At 31.6% G+C, this 26,068-nt stretch carries 18 protein-coding genes; 7 read left to right on the forward strand and 11 right to left on the reverse strand.

Features of this window, described 5'->3' with window-relative positions; genetic code table 11:
- Positions 1–66 precede the first annotated feature (66 nt).
- The gene (locus ACKGJY_RS13845; RefSeq protein ID WP_413974492.1) at positions 67–2,298 is read left to right on the forward strand and encodes an ATP-binding protein; all 2,232 of its coding nucleotides are present in this window, start codon (positions 67–69) and stop codon (positions 2,296–2,298) included.
- On the opposite strand, the gene lpxK is transcribed toward ACKGJY_RS13845, so the two are convergent.
- A complete protein-coding gene (gene lpxK, locus ACKGJY_RS13850; protein WP_413974493.1) occupies positions 2,295–3,302 on the reverse strand; it encodes a tetraacyldisaccharide 4'-kinase in 1,008 nt (335 codons plus the stop codon). The genes ACKGJY_RS13845 and lpxK overlap by 4 nt on opposite strands.
- A gap of 143 nt (positions 3,303–3,445) precedes the next feature.
- On the opposite strand from lpxK, the gene ACKGJY_RS13855 reads away from it, so the two are divergent.
- The 3 genes from ACKGJY_RS13855 (at position 3,446) to msrA (ending at position 6,343) form a co-directional block, all read left to right on the forward strand.
- Positions 3,446–4,540 (forward strand): Nif3-like dinuclear metal center hexameric protein, encoded by a 1,095-nt coding sequence (locus ACKGJY_RS13855; RefSeq protein ID WP_413974494.1) that lies wholly within the window; start codon positions 3,446–3,448, stop codon positions 4,538–4,540.
- Positions 4,541–4,543: 3 nt separating this feature from the next.
- Positions 4,544–5,323 (forward strand): zinc ribbon domain-containing protein, encoded by a 780-nt coding sequence (locus ACKGJY_RS13860; RefSeq protein WP_413974495.1) that lies wholly within the window; start codon positions 4,544–4,546, stop codon positions 5,321–5,323.
- A gap of 357 nt (positions 5,324–5,680) precedes the next feature.
- Positions 5,681–6,343: a peptide-methionine (S)-S-oxide reductase MsrA gene (msrA, locus tag ACKGJY_RS13865; protein WP_413974496.1), complete on the forward strand. Its 663-nt coding sequence runs from the start codon at positions 5,681–5,683 to the stop codon at positions 6,341–6,343.
- 8 nt (positions 6,344–6,351) lie between these two features.
- Here msrA and ACKGJY_RS13870 read toward each other — a convergent pair whose 3' ends face one another.
- Entirely contained in the window at positions 6,352–7,038 is a 687-nt protein-coding gene (locus ACKGJY_RS13870) for a GNAT family N-acetyltransferase (RefSeq protein WP_413974497.1), read from the reverse strand.
- A 90-nt stretch (positions 7,039–7,128) separates the two neighbouring features.
- Positions 7,129–8,265 (reverse strand): glycoside hydrolase family 26 protein, encoded by a 1,137-nt coding sequence (locus ACKGJY_RS13875; RefSeq protein WP_413974498.1) that lies wholly within the window; start codon positions 8,263–8,265, stop codon positions 7,129–7,131.
- Positions 8,266–8,619: 354 nt separating this feature from the next.
- Here ACKGJY_RS13875 and ACKGJY_RS13880 point away from each other — a divergent pair, with 354 nt between their 5' ends.
- From ACKGJY_RS13880 to rpe, 3 genes are all read left to right on the forward strand, one after another.
- Complete coding sequence (locus ACKGJY_RS13880) at positions 8,620–9,483, forward strand: RNA polymerase sigma factor RpoD/SigA (RefSeq protein WP_034041378.1); 864 nt, start codon at positions 8,620–8,622, stop codon at positions 9,481–9,483.
- A 222-nt stretch (positions 9,484–9,705) separates the two neighbouring features.
- A complete protein-coding gene (locus ACKGJY_RS13885; RefSeq protein WP_413974499.1) occupies positions 9,706–10,116 on the forward strand; it encodes a BLUF domain-containing protein in 411 nt (136 codons plus the stop codon).
- Positions 10,117–10,158: 42 nt separating this feature from the next.
- Complete coding sequence (gene rpe, locus ACKGJY_RS13890) at positions 10,159–10,821, forward strand: ribulose-phosphate 3-epimerase (protein ID WP_413974500.1); 663 nt, start codon at positions 10,159–10,161, stop codon at positions 10,819–10,821.
- Here rpe and ACKGJY_RS13895 read toward each other — a convergent pair.
- From ACKGJY_RS13895 to ACKGJY_RS13930, 8 genes are all read right to left on the reverse strand, one after another.
- On the reverse strand, positions 10,818–11,237 hold the full coding sequence (locus ACKGJY_RS13895; protein WP_413974501.1) for a CBS domain-containing protein: 420 nt from the start codon (positions 11,235–11,237) through the stop codon (positions 10,818–10,820). The genes rpe and ACKGJY_RS13895 overlap by 4 nt on opposite strands.
- 133 nt (positions 11,238–11,370) lie before the next feature.
- The gene (locus tag ACKGJY_RS13900) at positions 11,371–12,528 is read right to left on the reverse strand and encodes an alginate lyase family protein (RefSeq protein WP_413974502.1); all 1,158 of its coding nucleotides are present in this window, start codon (positions 12,526–12,528) and stop codon (positions 11,371–11,373) included.
- Between the two features lie 38 nt (positions 12,529–12,566).
- A complete protein-coding gene (locus tag ACKGJY_RS13905) occupies positions 12,567–14,984 on the reverse strand; it encodes a glycoside hydrolase family 2 protein (RefSeq protein WP_413974503.1) in 2,418 nt (805 codons plus the stop codon).
- A gap of 91 nt (positions 14,985–15,075) precedes the next feature.
- On the reverse strand, positions 15,076–16,263 hold the full coding sequence (locus ACKGJY_RS13910) for a glycoside hydrolase family 88 protein (protein ID WP_413974504.1): 1,188 nt from the start codon (positions 16,261–16,263) through the stop codon (positions 15,076–15,078).
- 16 nt (positions 16,264–16,279) lie between these two features.
- Positions 16,280–17,791 (reverse strand): RagB/SusD family nutrient uptake outer membrane protein, encoded by a 1,512-nt coding sequence (locus ACKGJY_RS13915; RefSeq protein ID WP_413974505.1) that lies wholly within the window; start codon positions 17,789–17,791, stop codon positions 16,280–16,282.
- An 18-nt stretch (positions 17,792–17,809) separates the two neighbouring features.
- Positions 17,810–20,842: a SusC/RagA family TonB-linked outer membrane protein gene (locus tag ACKGJY_RS13920; RefSeq protein ID WP_413974506.1), complete on the reverse strand. Its 3,033-nt coding sequence runs from the start codon at positions 20,840–20,842 to the stop codon at positions 17,810–17,812.
- A gap of 293 nt (positions 20,843–21,135) precedes the next feature.
- Complete coding sequence (locus tag ACKGJY_RS13925; RefSeq protein WP_413974507.1) at positions 21,136–25,194, reverse strand: two-component regulator propeller domain-containing protein; 4,059 nt, start codon at positions 25,192–25,194, stop codon at positions 21,136–21,138.
- A gap of 108 nt (positions 25,195–25,302) precedes the next feature.
- On the reverse strand, positions 25,303–26,067 hold the full coding sequence (locus ACKGJY_RS13930; protein WP_413974508.1) for an SDR family NAD(P)-dependent oxidoreductase: 765 nt from the start codon (positions 26,065–26,067) through the stop codon (positions 25,303–25,305).
- Between the last annotated feature and the right edge of the window lies 1 nt (position 26,068).

Genomic DNA, 26,068 nt, shown 5'->3' on the forward strand with positions numbered 1-26,068 from the left:
ATTTATCGATAAAAATATGTATTTTGTCGAATAAATAATTATATTTGTCTAGCTATTTAACTTAAAATGTCCCAAATAAAGCAATACATATTTATTGTTTTGATACTATTATCAATAAGTTCGTTCTCTCAAAACACAATAGAGAAGGATCCTGAGATCATTCAAAACAACATAAACTACCGTATCGAGCAAGCTCAAAAATCAATTGAAAACTTTAATTATTTTGAAGCTCAAAAGACGTTAGACGAAGCACTAGAACTCGCACAAAATTCAAATAATAAAAAAAGTATAGGAATAATTCAATGCAAAAAAGGCCGCCTTCACTTAATTATAGAAGATGTGGATACTGCAATTAAAGAGCTTACTGCAGCAATTGCAATGCAACGAATAATAAACGATAACAAAAATCTTGGTCGCTCTTATAAAACGTTTGGTGATGTTTATATGGCAAAAAATAACATATACCAAGCTTTAGATCAATATCGTGCAGCAAAATCTAAATTTCAAGAAGAAAATCTAGATGCAGAACTTGCAGAAACTTTATTGGCTGAGAGTAATGCATACATTGAACTAAAGAATTACCGAAAAGCTAGAGAACTTATAGAACAAGCCGTGGCGCTTTCTAGAAAAGAAGGTTTAACTAATACATTAAGTAGTGCATTGGTTAAGCACGGTAAAGTATATAACATTCTAAAAGACTATCAAAAAGCCTTAGATTTTGCTGATGAAGGTTTAAAACTAGCACAAGCTAACAACTATAAATCTATAGAAAATACAGGGCTTTTAATATTGAGTAAAATTCATGAAAGTAATACTAATTATGAACTTGCCAATAACTACTTAAAGGCTCATGTAAAATTATCAGATTCTTTAAGAGGCGTAAAACGAGCTAGTTTATCTCCAGAAAAACGTGCAGCCTTATTAAATAACGATTTAGTAGAAAGTAATAAAAAACAGCAGGCTGAATTAGAAGTAGCCAATAGTAAAAACGATTTAAGCACATTAATTTCAATACTTAGTGTAGCACTTATCACCATTTTATCTTTACTCACGCTTTCACTTTACAAAAACAATAACATTAGGCTTAAAACAAACAATATGCTTCATAAAAAAAATAATGAACTTATTGTGGCTAAAGAGAAAGCTGAACTTGCATCTAAAACAAAAGCTAACTTCTTATCTACAGTTACTCACGAGTTGAGAACACCACTGTATGCAGTTACTGGATTAAGTAATATGTTACTAGATGAAAACCCCAAACCTGAACAAATTCAACATTTAAAATCATTAAAATTTTCTGGAGATTATCTATTAACTTTTATAAATGATATTCTTCAAATTAATAAAATTGAAGCAAATAAAGTTGAAATAGAATCAGAACCATTTAATCTTAAAAAGAAAATTAACAACATAATTCTAGCATTAAACAACTCTGCTTTAGATAATGATATTACTGTACATTTTGAATATGATAAGGACTTGCCTGAAAACTTTATAGCAGATCAATTAAAAATTTCACAAATATTAATTAACCTTCTAGGAAACTCAATAAAGTTTACTAAAGAAGGTGATATTTGGATTAGAGTTTACAAAATAGGACAAAAAAATGATATGTATCAACTACGTTTTGAAGTAGAAGATAATGGTATTGGTATCACCAAAGAGAAACAAGACAATATGTTTGAGAGCTTCTCGCAAGGCTCAATTCAAATCAATAGAAAATATGGTGGTACTGGCCTAGGTTTATCTATTGTTAAAGGTTTAATAGACATATTAAAAGGTAAAATTTATTTACAAAGTGAGTTAGGAAAGGGTACAACTTTTTTCTTCGAAATTCCTCTAGAATATAATGAAGCTAAAGAAAAAGCAGCTAAAAAACAAATTCTGAAAGTTGAAACTAAACCTAAAATAGATTTAAGTACCGTTAAAATTTTGGTTGTAGAAGATAATAAGATTAACCAAATGATTACCAAAAAGATTTTGAACAAAATGGATCTTGCTTGCGAAATAGTAGATAATGGAGAAGATGCTGTTAAAAAAATAAAAAACAATAAATATGACATTATTTTAATGGATATACATATGCCTGGAATTAGCGGTATAGAGGCTACTAAAATTGTGAGAAGTTTTGATAAAGAACTTACCATTTTTGCACTTACCGCGGTTACTATAGAAGATAAAATGCAAGAATTTGAAGACGCAGGTTTTACAGATATCATCCCAAAACCATTTAAACAGGAAGAATTTGAGAAAAAACTTTTTAATGCGCTATCTGAAAAAAAATCTAAAACTGCTTAAAATGATTTTATAAAATCATTTATAACACCATCAAACACCTCACTCTCAGATATCACCATCTTAATTGGTAAATAAAATAATTTTCTTTCTAAAGATTTATACTTTTTTAATCGCATATAATCTTTTTCCGTAGTTAATAGTTTCTCATGTAATTCTAAATTAGATATATCTTCAACAGAAAATTGATGATGATCTTTATAATTCAAATGCTCAAATTTTAAGTTTTTAGATTTTAAATACCGCACTAAAGGTTCTGCATTTGCTATTCCTGTTACCAATGTAAAATTGTTTATTACATCTAAGTTTACTTTTTCTGTTTTTGATAGTACTATATTAGAATAAGATATAGAGCTAAAAAACACCTGTTGGTGGTTTAAAGCATTTATTTTTTTTATAAACTTAGCTTTTTCAGTATCAGCTATATCTAAAGGGCATTTAGTAACTACAATAATATTTGCACGTTTGTACCCTTGCCTTGGCTCTCTTAAATTACCAGTTGGCAAAACAATATCCTTAAAAAACGGATTATTATACGTTGTAAGCATAATATTAAAGCCAGCTTTAACCTTTCTGTGCTGGAACGCATCATCTAATAATACTATGTTTGGTGGCTTAGTTTGCTGTAATAATTGTGCTATCCCATTTACACGATTACTATCTACTGCAACATAAATTGATGACCCAAACTTATTATGGAATTGAAAAGGCTCATCACCTATATCTTCCATAACAGTTGTGTTATCTGCTAATTGAAACCCAACACTTTTACGCTTATAACCTCTACTTAAGGTTGCTACTTTATGTTGTGCCTTTAAAAGTATAATCAAATACTCAATCATAGGTGTTTTTCCTGTACCACCAACACTTAAATTACCAACACAAATTACAGGAACATCATAAGTAGTTGATGTTTTTATGCCAAAGTCATAAAATTTATTTCGTAACCAAGTCACCATATAATAAATTGGTACAATTGGAAATAATATTTTTCTTAACAGCTTCACAAACGATATCAATTTGTTTTAAAATTAAAAAGCAATGAATATAATAATTATTACGACAATGAAACTACAAGAAGTCCATTGAATGAAATTATTTATACTTTGTGAATGTAATTATTTTATATTTGAATTTAAACACGAATAACATGATTATACAAGAAGTTATTAATCATCTAGAAACTTTATCTCCATTATCTTATGCCGAAGATTTTGATAACGTTGGAACTTTAGTAGGAGATGTAACTGCACCATTAACGGGAGTATTAGTAACTCTTGATACTTTAGAAAGCGTAGTAGATGAAGCAATTGCAAAAAACTGCAACCTTATTGTGAGCTTCCACCCTATTATTTTTAAAGGTCTAAAAAAACTAACTGGCAAAACCTATGTGGAGCGTGTTGTTATAAAAGCTATAAAACATAGTATAGTAATATACAGTATGCATACCGCTTTAGATAATACTTTTGAAGGTGTAAGTGCTATAATTTGTAATAAATTAGAGTTACAACATAAACAAATTTTAATACCACAACACGGCACTATAAAAAAACTAACAACGTATGTACCTAAAGATGAAGCCAAAACATTACGAAATGCACTTTTTAGTAGTGGCGCCGGCAGTATAGGTAATTATAGCAATTGTAGTTTTAGTGTTGAAGGCAATGGAACTTTTAAAGGTAATACTGTTTCAAACCCTACAAAAGGTACAAAGGATACAATACATACTGAAGCTGAAACTAAAATAACAGTGACATTTCCAAAACACTTGCAATCTAAAATTTTAAAAACACTACTAGAAACACATTCTTATGAGGAAGTAGCTTACGAGATAATAACTATAGAGAATAAAAATCAGCATATAGGTATGGGAATGGTTGGCGAATTGCAAAACTCGCTTTCTGAGATTGATTTTCTAAATCATTTAAAATTAAAAATGAATACAGGGTGCATTCGCCACTCTTCACTATTACACAAACCTATTAAAAAAATAGCAGTTTTAGGTGGCTCAGGCAGTTTTGCTATAGGTGCAGCTAAAGCTGCTGGTGCTGACGCTTTTGTAACTGCAGATTTAAAATATCATGATTTTTTCTCAGCTGAAAACAGTATATTTTTAGCAGACATTGGGCACTACGAAAGCGAACAATTCACAAAAAACTATTTAGTAGAGTATCTTACAAAAAAAATTACTAATTTTGCAATCATTTTATCAAAGACAAATACCAATCCTGTTAAGTATTTTTAAAGTATGGCTAAAAAGAAAGAAGTTAGTGTAGAAGATCGTTTAAGAGCTTTATACGATTTACAACTTATAGATTCTCGCATTGATGAAATAAGAAATGTACGAGGAGAATTGCCTTTAGAAGTAAGAGATTTAGAAGATGAAGTTGCTGGGTTAAACATTAGATTAGAAAAACTAGTCGCTGATTTAGAAGGTATAGACAATAATATTTCTTCTAGAAAAAATTTAATTGAAGAGTCTAAGGCACTCATTAAAAAATATGGCGAACAACAAAAAAATGTTAGAAATAACAGAGAATTTAATTCGCTTTCTAAGGAAGTTGAATTTCAAGAATTAGAAATTCAACTGGCCGATAAACACATCAAAGAATTTAAGGCACAAATTGAACAAAAGAAAGAGGTAATAAATACCACTAAAGATTTGTTAAAAGAACGCGAAACACACTTAAAACATAAAAAAAGTGAGTTAGATGCTATTTTAGCCGAAACTGAAAAAGAAGAGCAAGCCTTAATCTCTAAATCTGATGACTATAAAAAACAGATTGAAGAACGTTTGGTTGCAGCTTACGATAGAATTCGTATAAATGTTAAAAACGGACTAGCTGTAGTACCTATAGAAAGAGGAGCTTCTGGAGGTTCATTCTTTACAATTCCACCTCAAGTTCAAGTAGAAATTGCGTCTCGTAAAAAAGTAATTACTGATGAGCATAGTGGTAGAATTTTAGTAGATGCTGAATTAGCTGAAGAACAAAAAGCAAAAATGGAAAAAATGTTTGCTAAACTGTAAAACATTTTACATTATAAAACTAAGAGCCTTCATTAACTGAAGGCTTTTTTTATGCAAAATAATTTGGGCGTTACCCAAGGGTCGGGCTTTCGGGAGTCGCTCCCTCCTACGTCGGGGAGCTTCAACAAATCCCTCAATCCCTAACGCAAACCCAACCGTAGTCCTTCCAAGCAGATAAACTCAACTCCTTGGCGCTAGTTTATGGTTTCTGAGTCAGGAAATTTAATTAAAATAGAAGTCAACCTATATCAATTAGAAAAATTAATGCTTAAACGCAAAACAAATATTTAAAATAACTTTCACACTTTACCACTTAAGGTTTTGTATTTTTATACGTCTATTAGAAAAAGAAAAACAATGAAAAATCTTATTACTATATTAATTGTAACGTTATGTTTTAGTTGTCAAAACTCTGCCCAAAATAGTAAAAAACAGCAAAGCGTAATTAGTGCTCAACCTATTGAAGTACCATTAGAAAATGGAAAAGCAAAAGCTTATTTTGCAAGTGGATGTTTTTGGTGTGTAGAAGCAGTTTATGAAAGTATAAAAGGAGTGGACGAGGTTATTAATGGCTATTCAGGAGGCCATACAGAAAACCCAACATACGCTGCTAGCAACACAGGGCGCACAGGACATGCCGAAGCTATAGAGGTAATTTACGATCCTAAAGTAGTTAGTTTTTCAATACTTGTTGATGCTTATTTTGCATCGCAAAACCCAATACAAGTAAACGGACAAGGTCCTGATAGAGGTTCTCAATACCGATCTATTATTTTTTATCAAAATGATATTCAAAAGAAAATTATTCTTGAGAAAAAAGCAGCCTTAGCTACAAAACTAAATGCTACTATTGCGGCAGAAGTATACCCTTTTCAGAAATTTTGGATAGGTGAAGATTATCATCAAAACTACGAAAGACTTCATCCAAACAACGGTTACATTCGCAATGTATCTGTGCCTAGACTAAAACGTTTTCAGGCTAAGTTTCCGAAGGAGTTATTAAAAGAAGCACATCACTAAAAAAGGGTTTACTTCGTATGGAAATACCACCAATTCATATCTCTAGTTAATTTAAAACCTAATGATTTGTATAAGCCTATTGCAGGGTTACCTTTATTGGTATGCAAAATAGGCTGCTTTTTAACTTTTAATATTTCTTTTGTAGTATGTGTTATAAGTTGTTTTGCATAACCAAGCCTAGTAAAATCAGGATGAGTAACAACACCGCTTACTTCTATAAAATTATTAGTCTGCATACGCTGGCCTGTAACAGCTACCAACTTTTTATCTTTAAAAATCCCAAAATAGTTTCCCATTTCAAAACTTCTTTTTTTGTAATACCCTGGCATTACTAACCATATTAAATCATAAATTTCTTGTTTATAAGCTGCTGTTAGCGGCACAATAACTTCTGTTATTTCAACTTCTATAAGCATATTTAGTACCATTTGGCAGCCTTCTATTTTTCTGTCTAGCACAACATAATTATCATCTACTACAGGCGTACCGTTTTCAGAAACTAAAAAAAAAGTTTCTACTAATTTTGAATATGCCGTAAGTGCTTGTTTAGTTTTTTCTCCATTGGTAAATGCACCAAAAGGGCAAATTTCTGGATTGTAAAATTTTACCTCATCATACTCTATAACAAATTCTTTATGGGTTTCCTTTAGAGCATACCAAACTGGGTTTTGTAATGTTTGTTGCAAATGCGTCATGATTAAACACTTTTATATGCCAAATGTAATTTGAATAATTGAGATTATAGCTTAACTACAGTTATCGTTTTAATTTAGTGTTTGTAAAAACTATTGAATATCACTACTTAACAACATAAGTTCATTTTGTAGAAATTCATTAAAATTATTTTCAGAGGCATGCCCAACAAAAGGTGCATGGAAAAATGTAGTCATATCGTTTCGCCATATCATAGTGTAGGTAATACTACTACTTCTAATGGCTTTATATAAACGTTCTGTAAACCATGTATTGTCCACTACATTTTCTAAACCTGTTTCTGTAAGTGCGAAGAGCATATTTTTTTCGAGTGCAATATCTTCTACAATTTCTAGATTTCTTAAAGCATTGTTTAAGTAATTTCCATTTCTAAAATCGTATACATCAATACCTAACATATCTACATAATCGTCTCCTGGATAATTTCTTAAATACTCTGATCTATTAGATACTAAGTTGGGCGCGTAAACATAAATAAGGTTATGTACGTTAAAATCTTCAGAGAGTATTTTTATAGTGTCTTTCCAGAGTTGTGTATAATCTTGAGTTGTTCTAAAACCCTCTCCCCAAAAAAAGAAATTGCCATTCATTTCATGCCAAGGTCTAAATAACACTGGTATGGGATTACCCTGAGCATCTACCAGATTATTTAATAACCGCGCTGCTCTGGATAAACGCTCTATGTATTCGTTACGAAATTCTCCTCCCTCTAGAAACTTAGCTACTATGCCATCAAAACTAGAACCAAAACCGTTTGGATTTACATGATGCCAACTTATGGTTATAATACTTCCATTTTGGTGGGCTTCTATTACTGCGGTTGTAAATCTATTGACAAATTCGTCAAGAGAAGATACAGGGGTATTTGAATCTGGCTGGAGGCTAATTAATTCTAAATCGAATCCTGCAATTGCGGGATAATCTCCTGTAACTTCAAAAAAATCTTGTTCTAAGGCGTTAGTTACTGGAAAATTGTTTCCAGTACCAAAGGGTTGTTGTTGCCCAAATGCAATACCGTTTTGCGTTATGTTAATTAATCTCGTATATAAATCTCTGGCTTGTTGGTTTAAATTTGGGTCTGCAAATTGATTTGGAACCGAAATTATTGGAGGAGTTCTTACAGCATTTGCATTAAATAAATCATCTTTTTCACTACAACTAAAACAAAAAGTTGTAACTAAACATACTATTATACCAAAGTTTTTCATGATATTTTAAGTCGTGAAAGTTTAATCGTCTTTACAAAAAGCACACGCTATTTCATCCAAGCTAAATTTTTATCTTGGCGTATTGAGTAAGCCGCAAGAGTAAGCGCATTAGGGATTGTAGTGGAAAGCCCGCAGCCCGACGTAAGGAGGTGCGAGGACTTGTAGCGGAAAGCCCGACCCTTTAGGGTAATGCCCAAAAAAAATTATTGATGAATGTGACTTTTTGAGTTTTTTAGCGTCTAATAACTAAGAGGTTAAAAATAAATTAATCTTTTTTTGTAACAAAATGTAACTTTTGCACGTATAACTAATGAACGACCTATTTATTCACAATTTAAAATCAGGATACATTAGATGAGACAACTTAAAATTACGAAGCAGGTTACCAATAGAGAAACCGCATCGTTAGATAAATATCTACAGGAAATTGGTAAGGTTGATTTAATTACAGCCGATGAGGAAGTGGAATTAGCACAGCGTATTAAGGCTGGCGACCAGATAGCTTTAGAGAAATTAACGAAAGCTAATTTACGTTTCGTAGTATCTGTGGCTAAGCAATACCAAAACCAAGGTTTAACGTTACCAGATTTGATTAATGAGGGTAATTTAGGTTTAATTAAAGCGGCACAACGTTTTGATGAAACGCGTGGTTTTAAATTTATTTCGTACGCGGTTTGGTGGATTCGTCAATCGATTCTTCAAGCATTGGCTGAACAATCTCGTATTGTACGTTTACCTTTAAACAAAATTGGTTCTATTAATAAAATTAACAAAACGTTTGCTTTCTTGGAGCAAAGTCATGAACGCCCACCTTCTGCTGAGGAAATTGCAAAGGAATTGGACATGACGATTAACGATGTTAAGGAGTCTATGAAAAACTCTGGACGCCACGTAAGTATGGATGCGCCTTTAGTTGAAGGTGAAGATTCTAACTTATATGATGTATTAAACTCGGGAGAATCTCCAAACCCAGATCGAGAATTATTACACGAATCTTTACGTACGGAAATTGAGCGTGCTTTGGAAACATTAACGCCTCGTGAAGCTGATGTTATTCGTTTATATTTTGGTTTAGGAAACCAACACCCAATGACTTTAGAGGAAATTGGAGAAACGTTTGATTTAACTCGTGAGCGTGTTAGACAAATTAAAGAAAAAGCTATTCGTAGGTTAAAACATACGTCTAGAAGTAAAATATTAAAAACATATTTAGGTTAGTAATTTTTAGATAAATATTACGACTAAATTAAGGTAACAACAGTTACAAAACATAACTGTTCGTTTTTTGATTGATGAAAGAACCCGCGGCTGATTACCGCGGGTTTGTTTTTGTAATTTATGTACAGTATACTAAGAAAAGAATTTTATATTTGTAGAGGAACCTAAACGTATGTGGAGGTATAAAATATTTATATACAGTTAAAAAACCTCTAACCAACAATGCTGAAAACTGTTTGCTACATTAGTGATGCTCGATTAAGCGAACCTCTAGAAAACGTAAAAGCCATCTATAAAAAAGCTAAAGAAAACAACTTAAAACATGATATTACTGGTGTTTTGATTTTTCACAAAGGTAATTTTTTGCAAGTGCTTGAAGGTATGGCAGAAAGTGTTGACCAGACTTATGAAAAAATAAGGTTTGACTCCAGACATAAAAATATCATTAAGGTTATAAATATTAAAACTGAACAGCGCATTTTTGAAGATTATAGTTTTGGGTTTACCATTGTTAAAAGCAGTAACGAGTTTAAAGAGCTTACTGAGTATTTAAAATGGTTAAAAAATGCTGATAATAAAATTGCAAATAAATTAATAATTATGGTTGAAAATTTTATTCGAAATGTTGGATAATAATTTCTAACCACTTAGCTAAAAAATAAAAAAAAAAGCGAAATGAGTTCTATTTTAATTGCACCTTCAATGCTTGCTTCAGACTTTGGAAACTTACAAAGAGATACTGAAATGGTAAATAATAGTGATGCAGATTGGTTTCATATAGATGTTATGGATGGACACTTTGTACCAAACATTTCTTATGGTATGCCTGTGATACAAGCTATTAAAAAGCATGCAACTAAACCTTTGGACGTACATTTAATGATTGAAAAACCTGAGCGCTATATTGAGGAATTTGCTAAAGTTGGTGCAGATATTATTACTGTACATTACGAATCTACAGTGCATTTACATAGAACATTAAGACAAATAAAAGCCGCTGGTTGTAAAGCTGGTATTGTACTTAATTTAACTACTCCTGTATCTGTTTTAGAAGATATTTTACCTGAGTGTTTTATGGTGTTGCTCATGTCTATAAATCCTGGTTTTGGAGGACAAAAGTTTGAAGATATTACCTATGGTCGTGTTAAAAAACTTCGCAAAATGATTAACGAACAAGGTTTAGAAACGCATATAGAAATTGATGGTGGTGTAACTGATAAGAACATAAAACAATTAGTTGACGCAGGTGCAAATGTTTTTGTAGCGGGTAGCCATGTTTTTAAGAGTAATAACCAGCCTGAAACTATTAAAAATTTAAAAGTTATTGCTAATTCTTAAAATTGCTCTAATAGGTAGTTTATTAAATCTGTAGTAGTAACTATACCAACTAATTGGTTATTATTTATAACTGGTAATGCATGAAATTCTTTTTTGGCTAATATTTTTGCTACTTCTTTTATGGAGCAAGAGGACGAAACACTTTCTATGTTTTTCTTCATAACTTGATGTATTGTAAACATATTGTAAATCATTACGTCTACAGCTGTATCGTTACTATTAGTTATATCTGCAAAACTTAACCGTAGCAAATCTGAATAGCTTAACATGCCGACAACTACGTTTTTTTCTACTACAGGAATGTGCCTAATATTATAGCTCTTAAATAATTTCTCTGCTTTTTCTAAATTATCATCTTGTGCTAAGGTGATAACGTGAGGCGTCATTATCATAGAAACAGGTGCTTTTCGTATCATATCTTAAAGGCATTTACTTAATTACCAATAAAATTAATAATACTTTTATATAAAAAGCATGATAAAAATCATTCTAACTCAAAACTTAGATGATTTTCTTAATAAGAAGAAAAAAGACTTTAAAGCCTTGAAATCAATACCATAACAAAGGATATTTAACAGGCATGTTTCGCTCTATTTCTTCTTTTTTAAATTTAGAATCGAGATTAGTCCATAGATTTAAATATTCGTTATTTTTAAAATGAATACCTCCAAATAAAAGAGCAGATTGTCGTACTGGCCAATCTTTAAAATACATAACATCTTTTGGGTATGGCCAACTCGATTTATCTTTTATGTAAGGATATAAAAATTGTAAACCTAGTTGTATCGAACGTCCATCGTCGGTTTTATAGTCAAATAAATTATCATCTTTAGTTGATAGCAATTGGCATACGTTACTCATTGCATCTAAATTAAATAAAGAATAGCCATAAGGTTTTGTTCTACTTAATTCTTTTGGAAAACTACCATCAATAGCCATTTGGTTGGGTAATAAATTAGTTTTATAAAATTTTCTACAATAATTTAATTGACGATTATCACCTACTAATCGAGCAAAAGCTGCAACTTGAACTGCCCAACATACACTATGGTTATTACCATTATCACGTTCTAAAATACCAAAGGCATGTGTTGTAAGCCAATTTAGATACTCTTTAAACCACTGTTTTATAGCTTGTAATCGAGATTGTTCTAATATATTAGATTCCGCAAGTACTTCTATGGCTAGTGCTACTTCAACCAAATGTACAGTATCTATTATACCAATACCTCTTCCTGTTACTTTACCCTTTATAGCCTGAGCGTATAATAAATTTGGATTCATCTTGGTTTCAGGATTGACGAACCACGCCTCTAAATGAGGAATAAGCTGTTTTAAATGCTTTTTATCTTTTGTAATGATATATGAAGAAGCTAGAGTACCGGAAATATGATTTAACTGTATAATTGCTTTTCTGTGATGTTTAAAGTTATCAGGGTTTGATAAGCCATCTCGCCTAATATAAGCACCTTCTTTAGCATCAGGATTTGGCCACCAATAGTCACCTTCAGAATAAAAATCATGTTTTGTTCCAGCACTTCTGTTACAAAAACTATCTGTAACGGTAAGTGGTTTTAAATTAGAATAATCTTCTACTTTATTTAAAATACGTGCTTTTTCAACATTTAATAAACTAAATTTTTCTTGAGAAGTTTCACAAGAAAAAATAGTACCTAATACTACTAAATAAACACTCAAAAATTTCATTTATAAAATTCAGGATTTAATTACTAATTATAAATACATTACTTTATTGTTAAATATGTACCCTTAAAATTCTGGTTAAGCACCATCATTTTTAATGGTTGGTCTTTCGTATTTCTTTTCACTTCAATTGATGCTTTTCCATTTGCCATTTCTATAGATTCACTACCTGTTGGTGTGCCTAAGCTTTTAAATGTTTCACCACCAGATAAACATTGAAAATACACTCTATTTTCATAATCTAAACATCTTAAGCCTTTACTATCAATAGCAGTTGCAGTTACTAAATAATTCCCATTATCTAAAGCGTTATAATTTAATTTAAGTTCTTTCGCTTTTCCATTTTTTATATATCTATAATTTAGTTTTAATTCATCTTTAAACTCCTTATTATCTGATGTTTTACCAACGGATACAAGTGTATTATCACCTTCTTTAAAACTCAAATTCCAGTTTAAACCTGCTGCAGGAAATACTTTAGTATCGCGCTTTTTTACACCTAGACTTTTACCATTTAAAAATAACTCAACTTCAGGACAATTACTATATACTGAAACGTCTCTAGTTTTTCCTTTTGGTCCTTGTCGCTCTGTCCAAGTATGAGATTCTATGTAAGTAAAGGGAACATCACTCCAGTAACTTTTAAATACATAAAATGCATCTTTAGGTTTTCCAGTTCTATCTACCAATCCTTTTTGATTCATATACGGTATAGCATTCTCAGGACGTAAAGGTGTTCCAAAATCTTTAAACGCCCACTGTACATTACCAACAAATGTAGAGTCGTTTTCTGAAATTCTAAGATGCCAATCAAAAAGATCAACAATATAATTTTCACTCCAATCTCCTATTTGGGCTATATTAGCAACGTCGGTTTGTACAATAGCCTCTTCCCATCCATCGGCCTGAATTTTACCTTCTCCAGTTATGGGGTTTTCAGTATGTCTACCAACATGACTAGACCCTCCATACTCAGCATGTAAAAAATGTGGGTATACGTTTTTATATTGGTCTATAGCTTTTTGATAACTTTTATAACTACCAGAGTACCAACCTGACCAGATTGAAGGTGAAAATACATCAACAATATGTGCGCCTTCATAATATTTACGAATAGCAGTTTTTCGAGTTGGATCTAACTCATGTGCATAATCATTTAATTCTTGTAAAAACGTATTAATTTTTTTTCTATCATCGCCATTTTCAAAATCTGGAAGCCAATAAATTTCATTACCTAAAGACCATAAAATGACGCTTGGGTGATTATAATTTTGTTCTATAATCTCCTTTAACATTGCTTTAGTGTTTACTTTCCACGCATCGTTACCTAAACCACCGCGACACCAGGGCAATTCGTCCCACACCAAAAGTCCTAATTCATCACAAGCTTTGTAAACTTCTGGATCTTGTGGGTAATGTGCTAATCTCACAAAATTAGCTCCCATATCTTTAATAAGTTCCATATCCTTTCTATGTTGCGCATTACTCATAGCAGCACCAACGCCAGCATGTTCTTCATGCCGATGTGTACCTCTTAACAACAAACGCTTACCATTTAAATAAAATGCACCATGGTCTTTAAACTCAAACCACCTAAAACCCACTCGTTCTGATAAGATATCTTTAACGATTTTATTCTCAATTAACTCTACTTTTAGCGTATATAGATTTGGAGTTTTAGTATCCCAAAGTTTAGGGTTTTTAATATTCTTAAATGATATATTAGCTACATCCTGAGATATATCAACTAAGGCTGTTTGTACAACCTTATTACTGGTATCCATTAAAGATGCCTTAACTTTTAGTTTAGAATCTGTACCTTTATTTAATGTTACTGTAGCTAGTAATTCTGCATTTTCATTTGAAACATTTGGTGTAGTAATTTTTAAATTTGAAAGGTACTGAGGTGGCATTGTTTCCAACCAAACATCTCTAGTGATGCCTCCAAAAATAAAAAAATCACTTTTTTGAGATGGTATGACTTCAGGGTTATAACCATTATCTGCACGAACTAAAATTTGATTTTCTCCATTATTAATAGCTTCAGTTATATCTATTCTAAAACCAATATAACCACCTGTATGTTCTCCTAATTTTTCTCCATTAACATAAACCTCGCTTTCTATGTTAACACCCTCAAAGTATAAGTGATATTTTTGTCCAGACAATTTATTAATTTCTATATCTTTTTTGTACCAGCTAGCATTTCTGCGATAACCAGGTATCACATCGGTTGCATCTAGAGCATTCCACGAATGTGGTAAATTAATAGTTTCCCAACCTTTAGTCTCTAATGCTATGTCTGGAGACTTAACATTCTCATTTAAATATTGCCAATTCTCATTAATATTAATTCTTGAACGCTCATGATTTTCTGTTGTTTTAGAATTACAGGATACTAATAACATAGTAGCACAAAAAAAACTCATGATACTATGTAGAGAAATATTAATTTTCATTTTAAATTTTTGGTTTATTAATAAATGTCTAATAAGGTTAGTGCTGTAATTGAAAAGACAACATTACTACAAATTAAATTACTAAAAAAACTTATAATTTTTCTAAATCACGTAACCGAAGTAAAGTCTGTAAAAAATAGTAATCGCCGTATACTATAGGCTCATCCATTTCGTGACGTTTAGACCAATCACCAAAACTATGATTTAAAATAAATGGAATATTTAAATCTTTTGGTAAGATGTAATTTGTACTTTTTAAACTATTTACAACCTTTTTGCTGTAGTTTAAGTAGGCTTCGTTTTTTGTATACTGATATAACTCTACTAAACCAGATGCTACAACGGTAGCCGCAGAAACATCTCTTGGAATATTAGGTATATCTGGATGACTAAAATCCCAATACGGAATTCCATCTTCAGGTAAATCTTTATGATTTATAAAAAAATCTGCAGTATTTATAGCGCGATCTAAGTATTTTTTATCTTTTGTGTAACGATATACTGTAGTGTATCCATTTATTGCCCATCCTTGACCTCTAGCCCATGCAGAATCATCATTTATGCCTTGATGGGTAACACGATCTCTTACTTGCCCAGAAATTGTATCATAATCTAAAACATGCCAAGTACTATGATCCTTACGAAAATGATTTTTCATAGTGGTGTTTGCATGATTTACTGCAATAGAATAAAAGGTACTATCTCCTGAGATTTTAGCAGCCTCAAAAAGCAATTCTAAATTCATCATATTATCAATAATAACAGGGAATTGCCATTTATCTTTATTAAAGTCCCATGAACGTATACTCTGTATATGAGGATTATATCGTGTGCTTAACGTTCTTGCACTCTTAACAATAATATCTCTATAATCTTGGTTGTCTTCAACTGTAAGTCCGTTTCCAAAACTGCAAAATATTTTAAACCCCATATCGTGGGTTCCACCATTAAACTTTTCTTTCTCAACAAAAGCAGTCCATATTTTAGCACGTTCTTTAAAAGCTTTGTTACCAGTTAACATATAAATTTGCCAAAAATTTCCAGCGAAGAAACCACTAGTCCAATCTTTTGAAGGTCTCTTATTTATAGTTTTTGTTTCAGTAGAATAACTACGAGCAAATGCCATAGAATCTACTCCATAATCAAGAAGTTGTGAGTATCTAGCGTTAAGTAATGCATCTATTTCCAGTTTAGATAGGTCTGTATATTTTTTATCCTCAGATTTACATGATACACATGCAAATCCAAGGATAATAAATAAAAAACTAACTCTAAACATTAAACTAAACTTTGACTTAGTATCCAGGGTTCTGAGGTAAAAGGTTAGGATTTCTTTCAAGCTCTTGTGCTGGTAATGGGAATAAATAATCTTGATTAGGATCAAAGTTTGGTTTTTCACCCTCTAAACCAGAGGCACTAAACACTTCAGAACCTAATCTTCTTCTAGCGATATCGTACCATCTTTTAAACTCAAATGCTAATTCTAATCTTCGTTCTTCTAAAACCATATCTCTAAAATCATCTTGTGATAATCCAGAAACATCTTCAGGAAACGTACCGCCGTTTCTTGCTCTATCTCTTACTCTATTTACATAGCCTTCAGCTTCTGTAGATCCACCAGAAATTTCATTTAGTGCTTCAGCAGCAATTAATAAAACCTCTGCATAACGCATCATAGAATAATTATGCTGTGAAGCTCTACCGTTATTATTAGCAGTCACACCAGTATTACGGGTATATTTTGCAATATGAGGACGATTAACAGCCCTACTATTAAAGTTTCTGTAATTAGCAAATGGCTCTTCATTTCCATCAAAGATACCAGTAGCATCAAAACTTACAGCTTTTCTGTAATCTCTATCATCCCAAGTGTTATAAACTTCTAAAGAAGGTACAGCTACAGACCAACCGCCGCCAATACCATACTGTTCGTCGCTTCTAATACCTGTTAATGCTGGTTGGTAATCTTGACCAGCATCCCCATCTCTAAATCCATTAAAATCTAACGAAAATATTGGCTCTTTAGAACCATCAATTGTAGTAGCGTCAAATAAATCTTGAAAATCTGCTTCTAAAGCCAAATCATAAGCACCTTCATTATCTATAACACCTTTAGCCTCATCATAGGCGTCTTGATAGTTACCCATAGTTAAATGTACTAAAGCTAAATAAGAATGTGCTGCAGATTTTGCTGGTATTGATCTAGCTGGTTGTGTATTTGGCAACCACTGCTTTGCAAATTCTAAATCTGCTATAATATTTGAATACACATCTGCTGCTGAAGTTTTACTCATTGAACCTGCTGCTTCTACATCTCTTACAGGAGCATCTAAATAAGGAATATCACCAAATTGTCGTACTAAATGAAAATAAGCAAATGCTCTAACGAAATATGCTTGTGCTGTTATCGGGTTCTTTTGCTCATCAGGAGCATTTACTAAATCCGCTCCAGCAATAGCTTGATTTGCAGCTGCTATAATTTGATATGTTCTTCTCCAGTTATCTGGAATCATACCATTATCACCAGGTACATTAAACTCGTTATGCTCTATTCTACGGGCAGATGTCGTTGGATCCCCAATATCTACCATATCACCACGTAATAATATAGTTAGTGACATTTTTCTTCCCCAAAAATCCTCATGAGTCATGTGTCCATATACACCGTTAACAGCCGTTTGTAAGTCTCTTGGAGATTGAAAAAATCCTTCAGGAGCTAATAAGCCAACTGGCACTTCTTCTAAATCTGAACATCCTATTATTGATAACCCTATCAATAAAAAGAAAAATTTGTACGTTGTTTTCATATTAATATTTTTTATTTTTTAGAATCTTAAATTTACACTAAAATTAACAGATGTCAAATTTGGATAATTTCCAAAATCAAATCCATTTGTTGTATTAGCACTTGAACTACTTCCACCACCAGAACCGAAATAACTTACTTCTGGATCTAAACCAGAGTAATCGGTAATTGTTAGTAAGTTTTGTGCACTAATAGAAAGTCTTACACTCTGCATACCTAAGTTTTCAACTACATCATTAGGTAGCGTATAACCTAAGGCTATGTTCTTTAATCTAATATAGCTTCCATCTTCCACAAATCGAGACGAAATTTCTTTTCCTCTAAGTTTAGCGCGAGGAATATCAGTATTTGTATTTGTTGGAGTCCAAGAATTAAGTATCTCAGTAGTTGCATTAGAATCTCCATTAAATAATTGAATAGCTGTAAGATTCATAATATCGCCACCTTGTACACCTTGAAAAAAGATATTCAAATCAAAATTCTTGTATGTAAAGTTGTTTGTAAAACCAAAAGTAAAGTCTGGTGTTGGATCGCCAATAATTTTTTGATCTGATGGTGAAATTTCTCCACTGCCATCCACATCTACAAATAACTGATCTCCAGCTTCACCACCTGGTAATAAGGCAGTACCCTCATCCAAATCGCCACCTTGGTATACGCCTAAGTATTCGTACCCCCAGAATGCTCCTAATACTTCACCTTCTCTTAATAAGTGTGTGCGTTCTAAATTAAAATAGCCTGGTGATGCGTCTAAAAACACATCTACATTACCTTCAAATAAAGATGTTATTTCATTTCTGTTTATTGCTAAATTAAAATCTGTAGTCCAGCTAAAATCTTGATTACTAATATTCCTAGTATTCAAATTAACTTCAAAACCACTATTATTTACTTCAGCAACATTTTTTACACTATCAGGTGTTAAAAACCCTAAAAATAAAGGTTGAGAACGATCTCTGATAAGTAAATCTTCAGTATCAATATTATAATAATCTAGAGACAATGATACTTTGTTATTAAATAACCCAAGATCTATACCTAAATTGGTTTGTACAGAAGTTTCCCATTTTAAATTTGGATTTGCTGGCTGATCTGGTGTTACAGCATTTATGGTTTGTCCATTATTAACTGCGTAAAGATTTTGAAAACTTGCCAAGGACTCGTATGCGTCTATGGCTTGGTTACCTGTTACACCATAACTCGCTCTAAATTTTAAATTTGAGATAGACTCACTATCTTTTAAAAAGTCTTCATTTGATATTTTCCAACCAATCGCTGCTGATGGGAAAATTGCATACTTTTCATTAGCTGCGAAGTTTGATGCACCATCACGTCTTACAGTAGCTGTGAATAAATACTTATCATCATAATCAAAATTAACTCTACCAAATTGAGATTGAATTTCAGACTCTACTAAAGATGATGTTGGTATCAATTGTACTGCACCAGCTGACAGATTTCGGTAAGAAAAAGAATCAGAGGTAAAAGTTTCAGCTCCTGCTTCAAATTCTTCTCTTACATCTTTTTGATATGAATACCCTGCTAATAAGGTTAATTGACCTTTACCAACCTCAGCATTATATGTTAAATAATTTTCGCTAATAAAATTTGTTCTTTTCAAATTACTTATGGCTGCTCTTCCGCCTACATTTCCTCCCGCAGTAGTAATTAAAGTAGAAGGTCTAAAAAGTCCAGCAGTTTCATTTCTAGCACTAAAACCAAAAGTTGTTTTAAATGCTAAATTCTCTATAATATCATAATTTGCATATAAGTTTGCTCTATAAACATCTGTTTTAGTTTCATTAACACCTTCTCTTGCAACTGCAACAGGATTGTCAATATCATCGCCAACACCGTTAATGGTATTATTTCCATTAGCGTCTAACACTCCTAAATCTGGAGCAAATCTAAAAGAACCACTAACTACATCATCTCCACCACCATTGGCAGTTTCTCCTGTAGATTGTGTAGGTACGCCATTTTCTGCACCTCTGCTTCCAAATACATTAATACCAAGTTTTAACTTTTCGGTTACTTGCGCATCTATATTAGATAAGAATGTAAAACGTTCAAACTCAGAATTGATAAGTACACCATCTTGCTTAAAGTAATTAGCTGATGCATAGAAATTCACTTTATCTGTTCCTCCAGAAAAAGAGGCTTGATGGTTTTGCGTACTACCTGTTCTGTATAACAAATCTTGCCAATCTGTATTTGCTGGCCCTTGAACATAACTAGAATTAATAGCTTGCTGATATGTAGCGAATTGATTAGCATCTAAAAGATCTAATTCATTTGATGTGTTTTGGACTGAATAATTTGAATTCAATTCAATAGTCAAAGCGCCGCTTCTACCTTTCTTAGTGGTAACTAAAACCACACCATTAGATCCTCTAGACCCATAAATAGCAGTAGCAGAAGCATCTTTTAAAACCTCCATAGACGCAATGTCGTTTGGCTGAGGAAATGTTGCACCAACAAATCCATCTACTACAATAAGTGGAGAACTACTCGCACCAATAGATGTATTACCTCTAATTTGGATATTAATAGGCGCACCTGGCTCACCACCATTATTAGATTGCACTACTACACCAGCTGCACGACCTTGTAATGCCTGTGCTGCATCTAGTACAGGAAATGCAGTTAACTCTTCAGTGTTTACTGACGATACAGCCCCTGTTAAATCACTTTTACGTCTTGAACCATACCCCACAACAACAACTTCATCTAAAGCTGCTAGGTCATCTTCTAAAGTTACATTTACTGTGCTAGAGTTGCCTACAGTAATTTCTTTAGTAGCAAAACCTACGTAACTAAATACTAGAACAGCACCATTACCATTAACGGTAATCTTGTAATTACCATCAAAATCTGTAGAGGCACCAATATTAGTACCTTTAACTACAACATTTACTCCCGGTAATGCTTCACCATCAGATTGGGATGTTACTGTTCCTGATATTGTTTTTTCTTGAGCGCTTACAATTAGCACAAAACAAAAACTCAATACTAGGGAAAGTGTCCTCTTTAATTGTTTTGTTTTTTTCATTAGTTTAATTTTAGTTAATACTTATTAGTTTAAGTTAAAAAATTTGGTTTTCCAAACTGGTAAACCAAATTGGTTTTCCAAATATATGAAAATTTAGTTATATGAAAAACTTTAGTTTAGATAAATAATGATAAGGCTAAAAATTACAATTACTGCAATAAGTGCAAATTCTACATATCTATATTTATTTTTCAAATTTTTCAACATCTAAAACTATAAGAAATTATGATGGCAGGAGTACAAATAAGGGGTAAAAAAGTACAAATTACTGATTATCAGTATTTTATATATTATTATTCAGAAAACGTATTAGCATATTGTGAAGGTGTTTTACCAAACTTTTTTTGGAAAGACTTACTAAAATATTTTGGATTTTTATATCCTACTTGATAACTAACCTGAGAAATATTAATTTTTCCTTGCTCTAAGAGTTGAGCTGCTCTTTTCATTCTGAAGTGTAAAATAAACTCGTTAGGCGTAAAATTAGACCATGCTTTTATTTTTGTAAACAACATAGTTCTGCTTACACCTAACTCTGAACAGAAGTAAGGTATATCAAAAGTCTCATTTCCTATATTTGCATTAACTATCTTTAAGGCTTTTTTATATAGTTTTTCGTCAAATGAAGACACCAGTACATCTTCTGGTTTTAAACCATCATTAGATACAAATTTTTCTCGAAACTTTTCTCGTGTTTGTAGTAAATTTTTAATTCTAAGGTTAAACTCTTTTATGTCAAAAGGTTTACTTATGTAATCGTCTGCTCCAAGTTCTAAACCATCTAGTTTATAAATTAAAGAAGATCTTGAAGTTAACAGAATAATTGGAATATGACTTGTTTTAATATCTCCTTTAATGGCTGAGCATAACTCTGTACCTGTCATTTCGGGCATTATAACGTCACTTACTATTAAGTCTGGAGAGTCTTTTTTAGCTTTTTTAAATCCCACTTTTCCATTTTCAGCTTCTATTATATTGTATTCCACTTTTAATAAGCTTTTTATAAACTTACGTAATGGCTTATGATCTTCTACTAAAAGAATTGTTTTTCTTTCAGCTTCATTTTCAACTTCTTCAAAGTCGTCTTCAATAAAATCTACAGATGAATTTAACTGAGTGACATATTGTGATACATCATCACTAAACTTAAAGTCCTGTATAATTTCTCCATCTTTTAAATGTGCACAACCTAATAATAATGACACAGAGAAAACAGAACCTTTATCATTTATATTACTCTTAACTTTTATACTACCTTTATGAAGTTCTACAATATTCTTTGCTATTGATAACCCAATACCTGTGCCTTTGTTATAGTTGCTATCTGGATTGTTATTTAAAGCTACTTCAAAAAAACGTTCAAAAATCTGCTCTTGATATTCTTTTGCAACGCCTACACCTGTGTCTTCTACATTTATGTTTAAGCTATTGCTTGTTTTTTTTATTCTTATAGTAATTTTACCGCCTTTAGGTGTATAACGAAATGCATTTGAAATCAAATTATAAAAAACACGTTCCAGTTTATTTCTATCATAGTAAACTAATACAATTTCATCATCACACACAAAATCAAACTCGTAATCTCCATTTTTAGCAAACTCTGTGAACGATAAATAAATCTCTCTTAAAAACTTAATTATGTTACCCTCTGCAGCTTGAAGTTTATATAAGTTATTTTCAAACTTTCTAAAATCCATCAGTCTGTTAATCAAATGCAATAAGTGGTTGGCATTATTTTGAATAACTAGTAGTTTTTTATACATTTTACTACTGCCACGGTATTCTTCTATTATTTGATGTAATGGTCCTAATATTAAAGCTAAAGGTGTTCTAAACTCATGAGATATATTTGTAAAAAACTCTAATTTATCTTTATTTATCTCTTTTGTTTTCTCGGTTTCTAAGTACTCTAACTGTAAATCGTGTCTTAGTCTAGTTCTAGATTTAAGAATATTAATTAAAAAATATAACGCCCCTAAAATTAATAAACCATAAATTAAAAATGCCCACCATGTGCGCCAAGGTGCAGGAGCTACACGAATGTTTAATTGGGTTATCGCATTATTCCAAACATTATCACTATTAGCTCCTTGAACCTCGAAAACGTAATTTCCAGGGTTTTGAATTGTGTACGATGCGGAATTACTAGTTGTTAAATTCCATTCTTTTTCTAAACCCTTAAGCCTATATTTATACTTATTATTACTTGAATTTATAAAATTAGGAATAGAAAATGAAATGCTAAAATTACCTTGAGTGTGAGATAATTTAACTGATTTGGTATAAGGAAGTGTTTCTACTAAAACTTTATTTGTTTTAACTCCTGCTACAACATTTTCTTTAACATCAAAATCTGTTAAAAGTACCTGCGGTGTATACTTATTTGTATTTAATGTGCTTGAATTAAAATATGTGATACCTGAAGGGCCTCCAAAATAAAACTCAGAGGCTTCCGTTTTTAAACTTGCATTATCATTAAACTCATTACTAATAAGACCATCAATTTGATTATAAAGCTGAATATCTTCTTCTTCATAACTATATTTTATTAAACCTTGATTGGTACTAATCCATAATTGCGATTTATCATCCTCTTGAATACTATGTACAGAGGAAATCTTTGTATTATTTATTGATAAACCAACAGGAACAAACAATTTTTCTCTTAATTGATATAATCCTTTAGATTTAGTACCTACCCACAAATTTTTTGAAGCATCCTCAAAAACGCATAAAATATCATCACCATATTGCAAACTCTTATCGTAAAAGTAACTTGTTATTGTATCATCATTTGCTATTTTATTTAGTCCTTTTTCTGTACTTACCCAAATATTTCCGTTAGAATCAAGACAAATATTTCTCACTAGATTACTAGATAACGTACTAGTATCCTCATCTTTTTGATAAAATCTTTTAAATGATTTAGACTCTACATTGTACTTGAATAAACCTTTACCAAAAGTACCTATCCATAAATTGTTTAAGTTATCTTTTTCTACATCATATACACCAGTATCTTTAAGGAGTTTTATTAAGTTAACAGGCAGGGTGTTTGCAACAAACTGCTTTTTATTTATATCATAAATATCTAACCCATTTTTAAAAGTTCCAATCCATAATACACCATCTAAAACATAAAGGGATTTAATATTATTATCAGATAGTTTAGAATTTTTCTCTGAAATGTATGTAAATGAATTATTTTTTTTATTCCAAAAATTAATGCCACCGCCTTCAGTTCCAAAGAAAAAATCATCATTATAACGCTCTATAGAACTTACAACAGAATAACTTAAACCTTTACCTATTTGATTTTGAATGATATTTCTAAAATTAACGTTTGATTCGTCCCAAATATTAACCCCTCCATAATAAGTACCAATCCAAATTGAACCTTTTTTATCTTTAAATAGATACTTTATTGAATTTTTGCTTAATCCGTTTTTATTATCAATATCTGATTTTATGGTTACTATAGAACCGTCTTCGCTAACTATTTTTAAGCCATTATATGTTCCAATCCATAGTTTGTTATTATCAAAAAGTAGCTTTCTAACATTTCTATCATCATTATCTTCGATACTATCTATACTTAGATAGCGCGAAAATACTTTTTGAGTTTTATTATAATTTACAACACTATTACTTCTAGTGGCTACTAAAATATTTTGAGTTAAACCCTCTACTAAATCCTGAACATAAAAGTCTTCACTACCTTTTATAATATTGAATTTTAGTAGTGCATTATGTGACTGTGATGCCTTATAAATTCCTGCTCCTGTACCCACAAAAACGTCTCCGTTAGTTGTTTCCAAAACAGACAAAACACGTTTAAAAACAGGACGTTCTAGTTCACTTAAATAATTAGTAAAATTATCTTGTTCTTCATTGTAAATAGCAAGTCCTCCAGAAGTACCAACCCATACCTTACCGTTAGAAAGTGTATTTATTGTCCAAATTGTATTATTACATAATGATGTGGTTTTTTCATTATGAAAATACCTAGTGAAGGTATCGGTTCTAGGGTCATATTTATTTAAACCATTGTAGGTACCAATCCATATAAATCCATCATTATCTTCATGTATAGATAAAATATCATTATTACTTATAGAATTTGGGTTATCTTCTTGATTTCTGTAAATGGTAAATTTAGTACCATCATATTTGTTTAAACCATCACGAGTACCTATCCATATTTGCCCTAATTTATCTTGATGAATAGTTATAACCACACTTTGAGAAAGTCCATCGGCAGTAGACAGATGTTGAAACTGATAATCTTGAGTTTGACAAAACCCAAAACAATTCAAACCTAAAAATAAAAAAAGGATAATATGTCGAATCATAGATAATTATCAGGTTTGATACAATTATAAATATAAAAATAGAAAACCAAAAGTACTTTGGTTTTCTATTTTAATTTAAAAAAACTATTATGAAAACTTAAAAAAAGTTTATATACCTAAACCTTGTCCTCCACCAACTTGTATGGTTTCTGCGGTCATAAATGCAGCGTCTTTACTTACTAAAAAAGAAACCACAGATGCTACGTCTTCTGGTTGTCCTAATCTTCCTAATAAAATATTATTTTTCCAGGATGCAAAAACTTCTGGTTTTGTAGATTTAATTTGAGCGTGGAAAGGTGTGTCTATAGTACCAGGAGACACCGCATTTACTCTAATACTATATTCTGCTAAGTCTTTTGCTAATGCTCTAGTTATAGCATGAACAGCAGCTTTTGATGTACCATATATTCCAGCTCCTGGCCCTCCAGCATTCCATCCTGCAATAGATGTATAATTAATTATTGACGCATTATCACTTTTTTTAAGAAAAGGAATAGCAGCTCTTGATGCAAAAAATGTGGAATCTAAATTTAGCGCCATTACAAATCTATAAAACTCTGTAGTCATCTCTTCAAATCTAGACCTGCCGCCTAAACCACCTGCGTTGTTGATGAGCACATCAATTTTACCATACTTATTTCCTATCTTATTAATATTTGAAGTTACTGCTTCTTCGTTTGTAACATCAAACTCATAAAACTCTGCTGTTATCCCTAAAGCTGTTAAATTAGCCACTTTTTTTGCGCCTTCTTCACTATTTAAACCATTTAATATTACAGTGTATCCGTCTTTTCCTAATCGTTTTGACACTTCAAAACCAATACCGCCTGTTGCACCAGTTATTATTGCTATTTTTTGCTCTGTATTACTCATA

The sequence above is a fragment of the Hyunsoonleella sp. 2307UL5-6 genome (assembly GCF_047345485.1).
In the GTDB taxonomy this organism is placed as follows: Bacteria; Bacteroidota; Bacteroidia; order Flavobacteriales; family Flavobacteriaceae; genus Jejuia.